The organism is Blastopirellula sediminis (genome assembly GCF_020966755.1).
GTDB classification, from domain to species: domain Bacteria; phylum Planctomycetota; class Planctomycetia; order Pirellulales; family Pirellulaceae; genus Blastopirellula; species Blastopirellula sediminis.
Genome location: NZ_JAJKFT010000010.1, coordinates 2049747 through 2066048 on the forward strand (window position 1 = coordinate 2049747; position 16302 = coordinate 2066048).

General features: G+C 59.3%; 13 protein-coding genes. 7 read left to right on the forward strand and 6 right to left on the reverse strand.

The window, feature by feature from the left end; genetic code table 11:
• The first annotated feature begins 110 nt into the window (after positions 1-110).
• The 4 genes from gltB (at position 111) to LOC68_RS19905 (ending at position 8000) form a co-directional block, all read left to right on the forward strand.
• The gene (gene gltB, locus LOC68_RS19885; RefSeq protein ID WP_230221982.1) at positions 111-4718 is read left to right on the forward strand and encodes a glutamate synthase large subunit; all 4608 of its coding nucleotides are present in this window, start codon (positions 111-113) and stop codon (positions 4716-4718) included.
• Positions 4711-6174: a glutamate synthase subunit beta gene (locus LOC68_RS19890; RefSeq protein WP_230221984.1), complete on the forward strand. Its 1464-nt coding sequence runs from the start codon at positions 4711-4713 to the stop codon at positions 6172-6174. The genes gltB and LOC68_RS19890 overlap by 8 nt, the downstream gene beginning before the upstream one ends.
• A 373-nt stretch (positions 6175-6547) precedes the next feature.
• Positions 6548-7498 (forward strand): DUF1559 domain-containing protein, encoded by a 951-nt coding sequence (locus tag LOC68_RS19900; protein ID WP_261360167.1) that lies wholly within the window; start codon positions 6548-6550, stop codon positions 7496-7498.
• Between the two features lie 76 nt (positions 7499-7574).
• On the forward strand, positions 7575-8000 hold the full coding sequence (locus tag LOC68_RS19905; protein WP_230221986.1) for a carboxypeptidase regulatory-like domain-containing protein: 426 nt from the start codon (positions 7575-7577) through the stop codon (positions 7998-8000).
• A 71-nt stretch (positions 8001-8071) separates the two neighbouring features.
• On the opposite strand, the gene LOC68_RS19910 is transcribed toward LOC68_RS19905, so the two are convergent.
• Positions 8072-8815 carry an SDR family oxidoreductase gene (locus LOC68_RS19910; RefSeq protein ID WP_230221988.1) on the reverse strand — a complete coding sequence of 248 codons (744 nt, stop codon included), beginning with the start codon at positions 8813-8815 and terminating at the stop codon, positions 8072-8074.
• A gap of 133 nt (positions 8816-8948) precedes the next feature.
• Positions 8949-9623 (reverse strand): protein-L-isoaspartate(D-aspartate) O-methyltransferase, encoded by a 675-nt coding sequence (locus LOC68_RS19915; protein WP_230221990.1) that lies wholly within the window; start codon positions 9621-9623, stop codon positions 8949-8951.
• Positions 9624-9990: 367 nt separating this feature from the next.
• Between LOC68_RS19915 and LOC68_RS19920 the strand changes: the two genes are divergently transcribed.
• Positions 9991-10824: a purine-nucleoside phosphorylase gene (locus LOC68_RS19920; protein ID WP_230221991.1), complete on the forward strand. Its 834-nt coding sequence runs from the start codon at positions 9991-9993 to the stop codon at positions 10822-10824.
• A gap of 44 nt (positions 10825-10868) precedes the next feature.
• Positions 10869-11693 (forward strand): purine-nucleoside phosphorylase, encoded by an 825-nt coding sequence (locus LOC68_RS19925; protein WP_230221993.1) that lies wholly within the window; start codon positions 10869-10871, stop codon positions 11691-11693.
• 16 nt (positions 11694-11709) lie between these two features.
• Here the strand turns inward: LOC68_RS19925 and LOC68_RS19930 are convergent, their stop codons facing one another.
• From LOC68_RS19930 to LOC68_RS19940, 3 genes are all read right to left on the reverse strand, one after another.
• The gene (locus LOC68_RS19930; protein ID WP_230221995.1) at positions 11710-13302 is read right to left on the reverse strand and encodes an NAD(P)/FAD-dependent oxidoreductase; all 1593 of its coding nucleotides are present in this window, start codon (positions 13300-13302) and stop codon (positions 11710-11712) included.
• A 140-nt stretch (positions 13303-13442) separates the two neighbouring features.
• Positions 13443-13826, reverse strand: a complete 384-nt coding sequence (locus LOC68_RS19935; RefSeq protein WP_230221997.1) for a VOC family protein — start codon at positions 13824-13826, stop codon at positions 13443-13445.
• The gene (locus LOC68_RS19940; protein ID WP_230221999.1) at positions 13823-14365 is read right to left on the reverse strand and encodes a type 1 glutamine amidotransferase domain-containing protein; all 543 of its coding nucleotides are present in this window, start codon (positions 14363-14365) and stop codon (positions 13823-13825) included. The genes LOC68_RS19935 and LOC68_RS19940 overlap by 4 nt, the downstream gene beginning before the upstream one ends.
• A gap of 150 nt (positions 14366-14515) precedes the next feature.
• Between LOC68_RS19940 and LOC68_RS19945 the strand changes: the two genes are divergently transcribed.
• A complete protein-coding gene (locus LOC68_RS19945; protein WP_230222001.1) occupies positions 14516-15289 on the forward strand; it encodes a YceH family protein in 774 nt (257 codons plus the stop codon).
• 118 nt (positions 15290-15407) lie between these two features.
• Here the strand turns inward: LOC68_RS19945 and metF are convergent, their stop codons facing one another.
• Positions 15408-16289: a methylenetetrahydrofolate reductase [NAD(P)H] gene (gene metF, locus LOC68_RS19950; RefSeq protein ID WP_230222003.1), complete on the reverse strand. Its 882-nt coding sequence runs from the start codon at positions 16287-16289 to the stop codon at positions 15408-15410.
• Between the last annotated feature and the right edge of the window lie 13 nt (positions 16290-16302).

Consider the following 16302-nt stretch of genomic DNA (forward strand, 5'->3'; position numbering starts at 1 on the left):
GGCCTGCGAATCTTTCGCGGTCGGGGTCTCTACCGACACGGCGCCCATCGCCACGGTTGGCGCATCCACGAACACGAAGTTGATTGAGTTTTCAAACGAAGGTTGTAGGCATGGCTTCTGCGAGTGATTCGCCGCGTCACCCTGGTCGCACTGAGCGACCCGGCAAACAAGGCTTGTATGACCCCGCTTTCGAGCATGAGAACTGCGGTGTGGGCTTCGTCGCCCACGTCAAAGGCCAGCGCTCGCATCAAATGGTCCTCGACGCCGAGACGATCCTGATCAACATGGATCACCGCGGCGCTTGCGGGTGCGAACCAAATACCGGCGACGGCGCCGGCATGATGACGGCGTTGCCGTACGACTTTCTGACCAAAGTCGCCAAACGCGATCTCGGCGCCGACTTGCCGCCGGCAGGTCAGTACGCTGCGGGGATCGTCTTCTTGCCGCAGGACGACGCGTCGCGCGCTCACTGCAAAGCGACCGTCGAAAAGTACATCGCCGACGCCGGGCAGAAGCTCGTCGGCTGGCGTCCGGTTCCGACCGACGCGAAGAAGGCCGACGTCGGCCCGACCGCGCTGGCGTGCGAACCGGTCATGGAGATGTTGATCATCGCCGCCGGCGACGCCAAGCTCGGTCAAGAAGAATTCGAACGTCGCGTTTACACCATTCGTAAGCGGGCCAGCCAGCTGCGGGCCAACGACAATCTGCCGCAAGCCAAGATGTTCTACGTCTGCAGCTTGTCGACCAAGGTCATCATTTACAAAGGGATGCTCACCCCGGCTCAATTGGTGCCGTACTATCCCGACCTGTCGGACGAAGATTTCACCACGCACCTGGCGATGGTTCACTCGCGGTTCAGCACCAACACGTTCCCGTCGTGGGACCGCGCTCAGCCGTGCCGCTTCATGTCGCACAACGGCGAAATCAATACGCTCCGCGGCAACAAGAACTGGATGGCGGCTCGCCAAGGGGTCGTCGCCAGCGAAATCTTCGGCGACGACGTCAGCAAATTGTTCCCGGTGGTTGAGCCTGATTGCTCCGACTCCGGTTCGTTCGACAACGTGCTCGAGTTCCTGCTGATGTCGGGACGCTCGCTGCAGGAATCGGTCATGATGATGGTGCCCGAAGCCTGGCAGAAGCACGAAACGATGTCGGAAGAGAAACGCGCCTTCTACGAATACCACAGCTGCTTGATGGAGCCGTGGGACGGACCGGCGTCGATCGTCTTCACCGACGGTCACTACATCGGCGCCGTGCTCGATCGCAACGGTCTGCGTCCCAGCCGCTACTATCTGACCCACGACGATCGCGTCATCATGGGTAGCGAAGTCGGCGTGCTGCCGGTCGATCCGGCGATCGTCAAAGAAAAGGGACGTTTGCAGCCGGGCCGCATGTTCCTGATCGACTTCGAAGAAGGTCGTTTGATTCCGGACGACGAGCTGAAGAACTCGTTCGCCAAGGAACGTCCTTACGCCCAATGGCTGCGGGAACAGCGAATTGAACTGTCGGAGCTGAGCCCGAACGACGAGCCGCATGGGTTTGAGCCCGAAACGCTGCTCGAACGGATGCAGGCCTTCGGCTACACCACCGAAACGATGCAGTTCATGCTGCTGCCGATGATCCATCAAAAGCGCGACCCGGTCGGCTCGATGGGGAACGACTCGGCGCTCGCTTGCTTGAGCGACAAGCCGCGCATGCTGTACGACTACTTCAAGCAGTTGTTCGCCCAGGTTACCAACCCGGCGGTCGACTCGATTCGCGAAGAAGTGGTCATGTCGCTGGAATGCTACATCGGCCCGGAAGCGAATCTGCTGGAAACGACGCCGGAACACGCGCATCGTCTCCTCATTCCGCACCCGATTTTGACCAACGAAGAGTTGGCCGCGCTGAAGCATATCGACAAGCGTGGGTGGAAGTCGAAGACGATCGACATCACCTTCCCGCTGGTTGAAGGTAAAGCCGGTCTGACCTCCGCGCTTGATCGCATCTGCGAAGAAGCGGAATCGGCGATTGACGACGGCTTCTCGCTGATCGTGTTGTCGGACCGCGGCATTTCGGCCGATCGCGTTCCGGTCAGCACGCTGTTGGCGTGCGGCGCCGTCCACCATCACCTGGTCGATACCGCCAAGCGAACCCGAATCGGCATCGTGCTGGAAACCGGCGAAGCCCGCGAAGTGCACCACTTCTGCTTGCTGGTCGGTTACGGCGCCGATGCGATCAACCCGTACCTCGGATTTGAAGCGCTTTGGCAAGCTCGCGTCGACGGCTTGTGCGAAGAAGAGTACGACACTGACGAAAAGATCGTCTCCTCCTATCGCAAAGCGGTGGCCAAGGGGATCTTGAAGGTCATGGGCAAGATGGGCATTTCGACCCTGCAGTCCTACAAGGGCGCCCAGATCTTTGAAGCGCTCGGTCTGCAGACCGAAGTGATCGAACGCTGCTTCGCCGGCACCGCGAGCCGCGTGCAAGGGGTCGACTTCGCCGTCTTGGCCGAAGAGCACATCCGCCGTCATCGTTTGGGCTTCCCCGAACGTGGCGACGTCAAGCTGCCGGTTCTGCCGAATCAGGGCGAATTCCATTGGCGAGCCGAAGGGGAACGCCATGCGTGGAGCCCCCAGGCGATCGCCAGCATTCAAGTTGCGGCTCGCACCAACAGCCGCGAAGCGTACAAAGAGTTCGCTCGCACGATCAACGAAGACGCTCGCAATCGGTGCGCCTTCCGCGGTCTGCTGAAGTTCAAAGAAGGTTCAACGGCGATTCCGCTGGAAGAAGTGGAATCGGCGGCCGAGATCGTTAAGCGGTTCTGCACCGGCGCCATGAGCTTCGGCTCGATTTCGGCCGACGCGCACGAATCGCTCGCGATCGCGATGAACCGCTTGGGCGGTAAGAGCAACACCGGCGAAGGTGGCGAAGATCCGGCCCGGTTCACGCCGATGCCCAACGGCGACTCGAAGCGTTCGGCGATCAAGCAGATCGCGTCGGGGCGTTTCGGCGTCACGATCAACTACCTGACCAACGCCGACGAACTGCAGATCAAGATCTCGCAAGGCGCCAAGCCGGGCGAAGGTGGCGAACTGCCGGGTAAGAAGGTGGACGAAAACATCGCCCGCATTCGACACTCGACGCCGGGGGTCGGTCTGATCAGTCCTCCGCCGCACCACGACATTTATTCGATTGAAGACTTGTCGCAGCTGATTCACGACCTGAAGAACGCCAATCCTTCGGCTCGCATCAGCGTCAAGCTGGTCTCCGAAGTGGGCGTCGGTACGGTTGCGGCCGGCGTGTCGAAAGCGAAGGCCGATCACATCCTGATCTCGGGCGACACCGGCGGAACCGGCGCCTCGCCGCTGACCAGCATCAAGCATGCCGGTCTGCCGTGGGAGTTGGGTATCGCCGAAGCGCACCAGACGCTGGTGATGAACGACCTCCGTAGCCGCGTCATCCTGCAAACCGACGGCGGTTTGAAGACTGGCCGCGACGTGGTGATCGCTGCGATCCTGGGCGCCGAAGAATTCGGTTTCGCCACGGCGCCGCTGATCACGCTCGGCTGCATCATGATGCGGAAGTGCCATCTGAACACCTGCCCGGTCGGGATTGCGACGCAAGATCCGGAGCTGCGGAAGAAGTTCAGCGGCAAGCCGGAGCACGTGGTCAACTACTTGTTCATGGTGGCCGAAGACGCTCGCGAACTGATGGCGAACCTCGGCGTGAAGACGCTGAACGAGCTGATCGGTCGCGTCGACCTGCTCGAAACCGACGCTGCGATCCAGCACTGGAAGAGCGACGGCATCGACCTGACGCCGCTCCTTTCGCCGCCGAAGAAGGCCCATGAAAACGTCGGCATCTTCAACACGATGAAGCAGGATCACGGGCTGCAATTCGCGCTCGACAACGAACTGATCGCCAAGGCGTTGCCGTCGATCGAGTCGCGTGAGCCGATCCGCTTCGACACCAAGATCATCAACATCAACCGTACGGTCGGCGCCACGCTGAGCCACGAAATCGCCAAGCGTTACGGCGAAGTCGGCTTGCCGGACGGTTCGATTCATATCGACTTCACCGGTTCGGCGGGGCAAAGCTTCGGGGCGTTTTTGTCCCGCGGCGTGACGCTGCAACTGGAAGGGGACGCCAACGACTACGTCGGCAAGGGGCTCTCCGGCGGTCGCATTATCATCTATCCGCCGAAGGTCAGCTCCTTCAAAGCGGAAGACAATATGATCGTCGGCAACGTCTGCTTGTATGGCGCCACCTCGGGTCAGGCCTTCTTCCGCGGACGCGCCGCTGAGCGGTTCTGCGTTCGTAACAGCGGCGCCCAAGCCGTGGTGGAAGGGGTCGGCGATCATGGTTGCGAATACATGACCGGCGGTCGCATGATCTGCTTGGGCAATACCGGCCGCAACTTTGCGGCGGGCATGTCCGGCGGCGTCGCCTATATCTGGGACGTCGAGGAGAAGTTGCTGAAGAACTGCAACCTCGGCATGGTTGAGCTGGAACGTCTCGAGAACGTCAATGACGTCACCGAGGTCCGCACGCTTATCCAACTGCACCAGCGTTACACCGGTTCGCTCATTGCTGAGCAGATCCTGAACGACTGGGACAACATGATCGATCGCTTCGTCAAAGTGATGCCGATTGACTACAAACGGGTGCTCATGGAACGCATGCAGCATGAGGAAGAAGAAGACGTACAACTGAGCGGAGCGGAAAGCCATGGGTAAGCCCACCGGATTTATGGAATACAAGCGTGAAACGATCCCGTATCGGGATCCGCTTCTACGCATTCACGATTACGATGAATTTCAAGTTCATGTCGACGAGCAGTTCCTGAAGACTCAGGGCGCCCGTTGCATGGACTGCGGCGTGCCGTTCTGCCAAAGTGCGACCGGCTGCCCTGTCGATAACCTGATTCCGGAATGGAACGACCTGGTCTACAAGGGACGTTGGCGCGAAGCGCTCGATCGTCTCCACAAGACCAATAACTTCCCGGAATTCACCGGTCGCGTTTGCCCGGCGCCGTGCGAAAACGCGTGCGTCCTCGGCATCACCAACCCGCCGGTCACGATCAAGAACATCGAAGTTTCGATCATTGATCGGGGCTGGGAAGAAGGTTGGATCGCTCCGAACCCGCCCAAGAAGCGGACCGGAAAGAAGGTCGCGATCGTCGGTTCGGGCCCGGCCGGTTTGGCCGCCGCGGATCAGCTGAACAAGGCTGGCCACCAGGTCACCGTTTACGAACGGGACGATCGTATCGGCGGTCTGCTGATGTACGGCATCCCGAACATGAAGCTGGAAAAGGAACGCGTGGTGGAACGCCGCGTCGACCTGATGAAGGCGGAAGGGATCGAGTTCGTCACCAACGCCCATATCGGCGTGAACGTTTCGATGGAGGATCTCCGCAAGAATAACGACGCGGTGATCCTGGCGGTCGGCGCCACCAAGCCGCGTGATTTGCCGATTCCGGGACGCGATCTCGACGGCGTCTACTTCGCCATGCAGTTTTTGAAGGCGAACACCAAGAGCCTGCTCGACTCCGAACTGAAAGACGGCAATTACATCTCGGCCGAAGGCAAGGACGTAATCGTCATCGGCGGCGGCGATACCGGCACCGACTGCTTGGGTACGTCGATTCGTCACGGCTGCAAAAGCGTCGTCAACTTCGAGTTGCTGCCGCAGCCGCCGAAAGAACGCGCTCCTGACAATCCTTGGCCGCAATGGGCCCGGATCTTCCGCGTCGACTACGGTCACCAGGAAGCGGAAGCGAAGTTCGGACAAGATCCGCGCACGTACTGCGTGCTGAGCAAAGAATTCCTCGGCGACGAAAACGGCAAGCTGACCGGCATCCGTACCGTCAACGTCGAATGGAAAAATGACAACGGCCGTTGGAACATGCAGGAAGTTCCCGGCAGCGAGAAGGTCTGGAAGGCCGATCTGATTTTGTTGGCGATGGGCTTCCTTGGTCCGGAAGAAACCTTGGTGGAAAAGCTGGGGGTGGAAACGGATCAGCGGTCGAACTTCAAGGCCGAGTATGGCCGCTTCGCCACCAACGTCGATGGGGTCTTTGCCGCCGGCGACTGCCGTCGCGGTCAAAGCCTGATCGTCTGGGCGATCAACGAAGGTCGCGGCGCCGCCCGCGAATGCGATCGCTACCTGATGGGGAAGACGGAACTTCCGTAACAAAGCATGGCGACCGGCTCGCGCACGGGCCGGAAGTCGGCATTAGCCCAACGGCTACGGTGCGCTACGCTTGCCATTTTTGGCAATGTGAAAAAGGGAAGCTCTTTCAGGGCTTCCCTTTTTGCTGCGCAGTAGGGAACCGGGCCGATCTCTGGTGCGACTTGCCCCTGGCTAATTACAAGTTTGGTCAGCGGCGTTATAGCGTATCTGCTTGGCACAAAAGCGTTTGTGTTGTCGTTTTGTTTTTATACAATTTTGGAGATTAATGATTTGATGTCTCTAAAAAATATAGCTTCGTCGCGACTCGGTTTCGCCAGGCTTTGTGCTCTTATCGCTTCCAATCTTTTCTCTTCACTACGAAGGGGGCCTCCCCATGAAAGTCCGAACAGGATTCACGCTGGTCGAATTGCTGGTGGTGATTGCGATCATCGGCGTCTTGATCGCTTTGCTGCTGCCGGCGGTGCAACAAGCCCGCGAAGCGGCGCGGCGCATGCAATGCACCAACAACCTGAAGCAGCTTGGTTTGGCGCTGCACAATTACCATGACATCAACAAGCGATTGCCGATCGGGCATGGCAACTCCTACGCCGTTTGGCAGGGGACCGGCAATCATGGGAGCTGGCTGTCTCGTCTGTTGCCGTTCATTGAACAGAACAACGTCTACGATCGACTCGACAAGACCGATGTCGATCTGAGTACGACTGCCGGCGGCGCTCCTCTCTACCAGCTGGTGATCACGGAATTCATTTGCCCCAGTGATGATCACGATGGAACCTGGACCGGCGGTCAAAGTTATCCCTCGACGCAAAAGCGGGCCGTCTCTAACTACTCGGCCAGTATGGGGAGCCAGAACAATTCTCCCTGCGGGACCCACAACAACTTCTTCGGCAATGGGCCCGAAGTGCGAAACGACGATCCGACCCTCAGCCTGGCGCGACTCTCCGGCGTGATCGGGCACAACGCGCTCGCGGCGGCGTTCAAAGACGTTACCGACGGGCTGTCGAACACGATCGCTTTAGGCGAAGTTCGGCCGCGCTGTTCCAATCATGTGCGCCGCGGTTGGTTGGCGGCCAACAGTCTTTACACCGGGACCGGGGTCGCGATCAATTTCAACACGTGCGAAGGGACGCCGGGCGCGGGAACTGGTTGCAATCAACATGCCGGGCAATGGGGCGCTTCACAAGGTTTCAAATCGATTCATCCTGGCGGTTGCAACTTCGTCTTTTGCGACGGCTCGGTTCACTTCGTCGCCGAGACGATCGACATGGTGAACTATCAACGCTTGGGAGATCGTCGCGATGGTCAGCCGCTGACTGAGTTCTAAGCGGCGACCGACATTCGCAATGTTGAGGTAATCTTCATTTCTTCTATCTCCGTGACAGCGGAAGAGGGCACTGGGTATGTCTCGTTCCATGAACTACGGCGGCCGATGGATAGCGACGTCGGTCCTGCTGGTCGCATTACTGGGCTGCGGTCGAGGAAATCCGCTTGGCCTGGCGCCAGTTAGCGGTCGCGTGACGCTTGACGGTCAACCGCTGGCCGATGCGACGATCTCGTTCATTCCAGAGCAGGGGAGGCCATCGACCGCAACGACCGATGCCGAGGGACGATTTGAATTGACGACCCTGAATCCCGGCGACGGCGCGCTCCCTGGCGATCACAAGGTGACCGTAATGAAGTACGCCGCCTACGACGCCGAAAAGCCGTACGCCAAACTGGTCAGCCTGGTTCCGGCTCACTATGTCGAATTGAAGACGACTCCGCTGACGGTGACCGTTCCCAAGTCGGGCGACCCAAACGTTGAGATTGCGCTGGCCAAGAAGTAGTGCGCACAAAAAAAGGACGCCCGAGGGAAGAGGGCGTCCTTTCGCGGAGGATTGAGCCTAAGGGCCTTGGCTTACGCTTCGGCCATGTTCGCTTCGATGTAGTTCTTGGCGTAGTTTTCGTACCCGGCGTAAAACTGCTTCGCCATGCTGTCGGGGAAGACGTGGAACTCTTCGTTCTTCAGGGCGTCGACGATCGCTTCACTGACCAGCGAGGCCGGCTCGGCGATTTCGCCGAAGCCTGCGGCGTCGGCCATGTCGGTGGCGATCGGGCCGGGATGGACGCTGACGACGACAGTTCCCTGGGCTCCCAGTTCTTCTCGCAAGGCCTGAGTGATCGAGTAAGAAGCGGCTTTCGACGCCGAGTAGGTCGCCGCGCTGCCGAATGTTTTGATCGAGACTACCGAGTTGAGTTGGACGAAGGCGCCGCCGCCGTTCTTCTTAAGAACCGGAGCGAACGCCTGAGCGACCCGAATGAGTCCGTAGACGTTCACGTCGAACTCAAACTGCAAGGCGTCAAACGCCTTCGGGGAAAGAGGCGATTCTGACTTATAGACGCCGGCGTTGTTGACGACCAATTCGACGTCGCTGGCGGTCTGGGCGGCTGCGTGGACGGTCGCTTCGTTTTGCAGGTCGACTTCGATCGGAACCACCCGATCGCCGTACTGGGCGACCAGCGGCTGGGCCGACTGTGGATCGCGAACGGCGGCGTAGACCTTTTTGGCGCCATGGGCGAGGAGCGACTCGACGATCGCTTTGCCAATTCCGCGATTGGCGCCGGTCACTAAGGCGACTTTGCCGTTGATTTCGAAACTCATGGGACGGTTCCTGGATTGGAGGTAGATGCGTTTAGCGTCGGTTGTCCGCAGCGGTTGGTTGTGCCTGGCTGCTAACTACGATGCTGCTCACGCGTCCAGGTTTCGCTTCGGCAGAAAAAACTTTTCATATCAACTATCGCTCGCGTTCCCGGATGCGGCCGACCATCGGGACAAACTGCACCGCGGTGACGTTTCGAGACTCGAATTCCCCTTCTTTCACCTTGCGGATGCACTGCAAAACCTGGGCGCCTTCCCCGAGCGGCACGATCAAACGACCTCCGACGGCTAACTGTTCAAGCAGTAGCGGAGGAATTTTGGGAGCGGCGGCTGCTATCAAGATGGCGTCAAATGGCGCCTCGCTCGGCCAGCCGGCGTAGCCGTCTCCCTGAATCAGGTGAACTTTTTCGTAGCCGAGTGCGCGAAGCCGCTCGGCGGCCGACTTGGCCAACGCAGGCAAGATTTCGATCGCGTAGACTTCCGCCCCCATTTCCGCCAAGACGGCGGACTGGTAACCCGATCCGGCGCCAACATCCAGCACTCGAGAGTGAGGCCCAGCAGCGGCTAGTTGCGACATCAGCGCGACGATATAGGGCTGCGAAATCGTTTGTCCTGCACTCAGGGGAACGGCACAGTCTTCGTAAGCGAGATGCTGCCATTGGGGTGGAACAAACTGATGACGCGGCACAGTCCCCATCGCCGCTAAGACTGCCGAATCGTGAATACCTCGCCGGCGCAGTTGCTGCTCGACCATTTCGTTTTTCAGAATGGCGGATTCCGCTATACCGCGTCTTGAGAACGGTGAGTACATTGCGACTCTCCCTTCGTAATCCAGTTTACAATTGGGTTGGAAGAAAGGAAAATTGACGAGAGCATTCAAATAGAATCTGATAGAGATATCACGATTTATTTGAGCGTGATGCGAAACGATTGCGCATGTTTTCGCGTCTCACTGCCGTTCCCTTGCGGAACGTATCTTTTGCCTGCTGCTGAGGGGGGCGAAATCACGTCGGCGTTGCTGCCCCTATGTCGACTTGTGCGTCCCCCTCAGATTTTTCTCGCCCGGTTTTTCCGCCTCTGCGGCCTCTCTCGGCCGCTACTTGTGGCGCGGTCGTCAATCCGCATAATCGGTGTCTGACTATCGCACAACTTCCCGCACGTCTGTTGAGGAACCGTCCATGCTCGACCTGTTCGACAAAATCGAAGAAGCGGTCGCCGCAATCCGCAAAAAATGGGACAAGGTCCCGGCTGCCGGCATCATTTTGGGAACCGGTTTGGGCGGCCTGGTCGAAGAGATCGAGATCGAAGCGTCGCTGGAATACGAAGAGATTCCGCACTTCCCGACTTCGACCGCCATCAGCCATCGCGGCCGTTTGGTCTGCGGTCTGCTGAATGGACTGCCGGTCGTCGCGATGGAAGGCCGCTTCCATATGTACGAAGGGTACTCGCTGAAGCAGATCACGCTGCCGGTCCGCGTGATGAAGGCGCTCGGCGCCGAGCTGCTCGTCTGCTCCAACGCCTCCGGTGGGATGAATCCTTACTTCCACTGCGGCGACATCATGGTGATCGAAGATCAAATCAATCTGCTGGGAGATAACCCGCTGATTGGGATCAACGACGATCGCCTGGGCCCGCGTTTCCCCGACATGTGCGAGCCGTACGACCTGAAGCTGGTCGACATGGCGCTCGAAATCGCTCGTCAGGAAAACATCGTCGCCCACAAAGGGGTTTTCGTCGCGGTGGCCGGTCCGAACCTGGAAACCCGCGCCGAGTATCGCTTCCTCCGTCAGATCGGCGCCGATGCGGTCGGCATGTCGACGGTACCGGAAGTGATCGTCGCGGTTCACTGCGGCATGAAAGTGATCGCGTTGTCGATCATCACCGACATGTGCTTGCCGGACGCGCTGAAGCCGGCCAACGTCGCGGAAATCATCGCCACCGCCAACGAAGCTCAGCCGCGGCTCTGCACGTTGGTCAAAGGGGTGTTGGCTCGAGTCCAAGCAGGCGCGTAACGTCGCGTCTGTCGCTGATAGGTCGGCTGAGGGAGAGGCCAAGTTTGTTTCGACTGTCCGTTGAAGTGGAAGAAACCGCCGCCGCGGTACGTCGCCGTTGGAACCGTCGCCCCAAGGCCGGCGTCATCCTCGGCACCGGACTCGGCAGTCTGACCGAAGGGATCGACGTCGAAGCGTCGATCAACTACGACGATCTTCCTTACTTCCCGCAGACGACGGCGCTGAGCCATGCCGGCCGTTTGATCTGCGGCAAGCTCGGCGGGGTCGACGTCGTGGTGATGGAAGGGCGTTTCCATCTCTATGAAGGGTACTCGCTCGACCAGATTACGCTGCCGGTTCGCGTGATGCGGGAACTGGGCGCCGAGATGCTGGTCGTCAGCAACGCCTCCGGCGGAATGAATCCCTACTACCATTCCGGCGACATCATGCTGATGGAAGACCATATCAACATGATGTGGGAAAGCCCACTGCTTGGGCATACGGACGAAGGAACGCCAGCCGAGCGTTTCCCCGACATGTCGTCTCCCTACGATCGCCGCTTGTTGCAGTTGGCTGCCGACGTCGCCCGGCGCGAAGCGATTCGGGTGCATCAAGGGGTTTACGTCGCGATGAGCGGCCCCAACTACGAGACCCGCGCCGAGTATCGCTTTCTGCGGAAGATCGGCGGCGACGTCGTCGGCATGTCGACCGTGCCGGAAGTGATCGTCGCGCGGCAGTGCGGGCTAAAGGTGTTGGCCCTGTCGACCGTCACCAACATTTGCCTTCCCGACGATCTCGGTCGGGTCGGCAAGTATGACGTAGTCAATGCGGCGAAGGCGGCCGAGCCGAAACTGCGCCGCATTGTGCGGGAAGTGATTCGAGAAGCGTAGTCGCCAACGTGCGCGACTACTTCTTCGCTTCTTCGTGATATTCCTGCTCGGTGTTGACGTCCCAGATGTTCGACTTTTCGGTCGAGCCGGCGCAGATGTTGTCGACCGCGGTCATCGCCGCGAGCATCGAGTGATCTTGGTTGTTGTACCGATGCATGCCGTTGCGGCCGATCAGGTACAAGTTCTCGATCTTGTCGACGTACTCCCGAATTTCGCTGAAGCGATCGTACGTGCCGAAGTAGGCGGGGTAGGTCTTGGGAACCCGGATCACCGTCGCATCAAGCACGTCGTTAGCGTCGATGATGTCGATCTTGGCCAGCTCTTGTTTGCCAAGCTCCGCCATATCTTCGTCCGACTTGTTCCACAGTTCGTCGTTCTCGTAGCAGAAGTATTCGAGGCCGAGCCAAACGGTCTTCTGATCGGCGACCAGGTATTTGCTCCAGTTGTTGAAGATCTGCAAGCGGCCGATTAACACGTCGCGCTCTTGGATGTAGATCCAGTTGTCGCGGACCAGCTGTTCGCCCTGCGGACCGCTTTCTTTGATCTTTAGCTTGTTGACCAGCATGCCGACCGTGATGAAGTCGCGGAACTGCAGCCCTGCGGCCACTTCCTTGACGTTGGGGGGAACTTCGGCGTCCATCGCGCGAATCAATTCGTTGACCGGCATGGTCGAGAAGACGTAGTCGCCGTCGATGCGACGCTTTTCGCCATTTTCGTTCACCACGGTGACGCCGACGATCTTGTCTCCCTCGACATGCAACTGGTCCACTTTCGTCTTGTGGTGGAGTTCGCCGCCGAGTTCGACGATCTTCTTTGCACACGTTTCCCACATCTGGCCGGGGCCATGCTTGGGATAGAGGAACTGTTCGATCAGCGAGGTTTCGACTCCCTTCTGGCTGACGTCGTTCGATTTGCGTTGGAACGGCTTCTTGATCGCGTGCATGATCGCCTTGGTGATCGACAGGCCTTTGATCCGTTGAGCTCCCCATGCGGCGCTGATCGCGTCGCACGGTACGCCCCAGACCTTCTCGGTGTACGACTTGAAGAAGGTGAGGTAGAGCTCGCGCCCGAAGCGGTTGATGAAGAACTGCTCGAGGTTCTGCTCGTTCTTGATCGGGAAGATGCGGGCCTGCATGTAGCTGGTGCCGATCATCGCCATGCGAACCGGACCCAGGTTGCCGACCGTTTGGGCGCTGAGCGAGATCGGATAGTCGAAGAAGCGACGGAGGAAGTAGATGCGGCTCTTGCGCGGACGGACCAGCATCACGTCGTCGACCTTTTCCGGGTCAAGGCAGCGAGCCTCGCCGTCGCCGTTGTTCGAGACTTCGCGGGTTTGATTTTGATACTTGATCGTGAAGCTCGCCTTGGCGCCTTCTTCGATCGGCAACATGTTGACCCACCAGTCCATCACGCGGTCCGACTTCGAGAAGAAGCGGTGCCCGCCGATGTCGATGCGGTTCCCTTTGTAATTGATCGTGCGCGAGATGCCGCCGACCATGTCGGACATTTCCAACACGATCGGTTTGATGTTGGTGCGCGTCAGCAGTTCGTAGGCGGCGGTTAAGCCGGCAGGTCCGGCGCCAATGATGACGGCTTGTTGGCGATCCATGGGAGTTGCCTGGGGTCACGTAAGAAGGAGGGGACGTTTTTGCACTCTCAAGTCTTCGCCGCAACAAAGCGGACTAGGTAAAGAGTTAGGCAAATTCTTGCTGAACGTCCCTCAAATCTTCGTTACAACCGGCGCAGGCGTTACTCCCGGACAAAGTGATCGCGATCGATCACCTCCCACATGTAGCCGGTCGGATCCTGGAAAAAGAATCGCTCGAACGGCGTCGGGCGAATTGCCGGGATCACGTCGACGCCGGCGGCCGCTAATCGCTCGCGGATTTTCGGCAACTCGGCGGCCGGAAAGAAAAAGGCGAAGTGCCGACCGAATTCTTTCTCAAACGGCGAGACCTCGAACCCTTCGATCTGCAGCACATGCATCTGCTGACCTGCGCCGATGTCGAGCCAAATCGCCAACACATCCGTGTTGCTGGGAACGTGGATCCGCTTCCAGAGAAAGATCTGCTCGAAGAACGCGGCGGTCGTTTCCCCGTCCTGCGTCGCGACGGTGAAGTGGGCTAAGCTCATGACGATTGGCCTGTCAAAACTTGCAGAATGCCAATGCAGAAGTCGGGCAAGTCGTCCGGCTTGCGGCTGCTGACGTGATGGCGGTCGATCACCACCGAGGCGTCTTCCCAGATCGCGCCGGCGTTGATCAGGTCGTCTTTGATCCCCGGCGAACCGGTCGTGCGGACTCCTTTGTAGACTCCGGCCGAGATCGGCATCCAGCCGCCATGGCAAACCGCGGCGATCAGCTGCTGTTTCTGATCGAAGTGGCGAATGATCTCTTTCACCTTTTCGTCGCGGCGAAGCTTGTCTGGCATAAAGCCGCCGGGGCAGATGACGCCGTCGAAGTCGCTGGGATTCACGTCGGCGATCGCGACGTCGCTTTTCGCGGGGTAGCCATTCTTGCCGGCGTAGACGACTCCGGCTTCGGGACCGGCGAGGACCGACTGGGCGCCGGCTTCGATCATCCGCAGGTGGGGATACCACAGCTCCAGGTCTTCGTAGATATCGCCGACGAAAATGACGATTCGTTTGCCGCTGAGAGGCTTGCTTGCGTTCATCGCATCCTCGGGGAAGTTATGCGGGGGAAAAGGTCCTTTGTACCGCGCGGCTGGGGCTCTGGCCATGCGTCGACTTGCACCAACTTTCGCGGCGCTCTATTCTGCGGCGTGACGAGAATCTGCATCTCGATAAGAAGGAGCTATGGCGGAATGGACAATGCAAACTCCGGCGGCGAAAAACAATGGCGCCCCGTAAACGCAACGCAGCGACGCATCTTGGGTGTTTTGATCGAGAAGGCGAAGACGACGCCGGACGCTTACCCGATGACCCTGAACGGTCTGACGACCGGTTGCAATCAAAAGAGCAATCGCGATCCGCAAATGAATCTCGATGCGGATGACGTCGAAGAAGCGCTCGACCAGCTGCGCGAAATCGGCGCGGTGGCCGAAGTGCATGGCGACGGACGCGTCGTCAAGTTTCGTCACTACATGAAAGACTGGCTCGACTGCGAAGGTAACGAACTGGCGATCATGGCCGAACTGTTGCTTCGCGGTTCGCAAACGGTCGGCGATCTCCGGGGCCGCGCCGCGCGAATGGGGAAGATTCCGGACATCGGCACGCTGATGCCGCTGTTGCGCACGCTGCAAGACAAAGGACTCGTTGTGCCTCTGACGCCGGAAGGCCGCGGGCAGATCGTCACGCATGGTCTCTATTCCGAAAAGGAAATGGAAGAACAGCGCCGCATCCATGGCGGTGGAATGACGGTCGCCGCTCCGGCGCCGTCTCGTCCGGTCGTCGAAGCGCAGCCGGTCGCCCAAACGACGGCTGCCCCTGTTCCCACCGCCAAACCGCCGATCGAGGCGATCGACGCCGAGAGCGAAAGCCCGCTGGTGCGCGAACTTCGCAAAGAGATCGAAGATCTGAAGAATGAGATGGGGCGGATGAAGAAGGATATTGAGGATCTGTGGTCGAACTTGGGGTAAGTACAGCTACGATCTTGTCGGCATACGAAAAGAGCCCCGCGTGAAGTCACGCGGGGCTCTTTGTATGTTGACGTAAGCTACAGGACGCACAGCTCGCAGAGCCGTGGCGCCCGATACTTTACGTGCGGCTCTTGGCGTAGCGGATGTTCGCCAAAATGGCGGCGGTCGCTTCCGATCGGTTCAGCACGTAGAAGTGGAGGCCCGGGATGCCGGCTTCGGTTAGTTCTTCGATTTGGCGAGTCGCGTATTCGACGCCGATCTGCATGTGGTACTCGGTGTCGTCCGGCTTCTTCTGCAGCGCTTCGACCAGCACCCGCGGAATCTTGGCGCCGCACATCGTGCCGATCCGCTGGATCTGGGCGCCGTTGACGATCGGGAAGATGCCCGGGACGATCGGGACGTTGATTCCAGCGGCGACGCACTTCTCGCGGAACTCGTAGAAGTCCTGGTTGCGATAGAAAAGCTGCGTGATGACGATGTCGGCGCCGCAATCGACCTTGTGCTTCAAGCGTTCGATGTCGACGTCGAGCGATTCCGCTTCCAGGTGCTTTTCGGGATAACCGGCGACGGCGACGCCGAACTCCTGGAATTCGTCTTTGACCAGCTCGACCAATTCGCTGGCGTAGCTCAGCCCCTTGGCGACCGGCTTGAACTTCTTCTCACCTTGCGGCGGGTCTCCACGCAGCGCGACGATGTAGTCGACGCCGCGACGTTCCGCTTCGGCCAGGTAGAGACGCAGATCGGCGACCGTCGACTCGACCAGGGTCAAATGCGATGCGACCGGGACGCCGAAGACTTGCTTTACCTTTTCGACAATGTCGAGCGTCTTGCCGCGCGTCGAACCGCCGGCGCCGTAGGTGCACGTGATGTAGTCCGGTTTGAATTTGACCAGCTTCTCGACGTGCAGCATCAGCGACGCGTCCCCCTTGTCGGTCTTGGGGGGGAAGAGTTCAAACGACAGCCCGAGTCGACCGGGCGAGTAATAGTCTGCGAGATTCATAATTGGGGCTTTG

Excerpts from the sequence above, each read along its gene's own strand:
- gltB (WP_230221982.1), top strand. The coding sequence starts at position 111 with ATGGCTTCTGCGAGTGATTCGCCGCGTCACCCTGGTCGCACTGAGCGA.
- LOC68_RS19890 (WP_230221984.1), top strand. The coding sequence starts at position 4,711 with ATGGGTAAGCCCACCGGATTTATGGAATACAAGCGTGAAACGATCCCG.
- LOC68_RS19900 (WP_261360167.1), top strand. The coding sequence starts at position 6,548 with ATGAAAGTCCGAACAGGATTCACGCTGGTCGAATTGCTGGTGGTGATT.
- LOC68_RS19905 (WP_230221986.1), top strand. The coding sequence starts at position 7,575 with ATGTCTCGTTCCATGAACTACGGCGGCCGATGGATAGCGACGTCGGTC.
- LOC68_RS19910 (WP_230221988.1), bottom strand. The coding sequence starts at position 8,815 with ATGAGTTTCGAAATCAACGGCAAAGTCGCCTTAGTGACCGGCGCCAAT.
- LOC68_RS19915 (WP_230221990.1), bottom strand. The coding sequence starts at position 9,623 with ATGTACTCACCGTTCTCAAGACGCGGTATAGCGGAATCCGCCATTCTG.
- LOC68_RS19920 (WP_230221991.1), top strand. The coding sequence starts at position 9,991 with ATGCTCGACCTGTTCGACAAAATCGAAGAAGCGGTCGCCGCAATCCGC.
- LOC68_RS19930 (WP_230221995.1), bottom strand. The coding sequence starts at position 13,302 with ATGGATCGCCAACAAGCCGTCATCATTGGCGCCGGACCTGCCGGCTTA.
- LOC68_RS19935 (WP_230221997.1), bottom strand. The coding sequence starts at position 13,826 with ATGAGCTTAGCCCACTTCACCGTCGCGACGCAGGACGGGGAAACGACC.
- LOC68_RS19940 (WP_230221999.1), bottom strand. The coding sequence starts at position 14,365 with ATGAACGCAAGCAAGCCTCTCAGCGGCAAACGAATCGTCATTTTCGTC.
- LOC68_RS19945 (WP_230222001.1), top strand. The coding sequence starts at position 14,516 with ATGGACAATGCAAACTCCGGCGGCGAAAAACAATGGCGCCCCGTAAAC.
- metF (WP_230222003.1), bottom strand. The coding sequence starts at position 16,289 with ATGAATCTCGCAGACTATTACTCGCCCGGTCGACTCGGGCTGTCGTTT.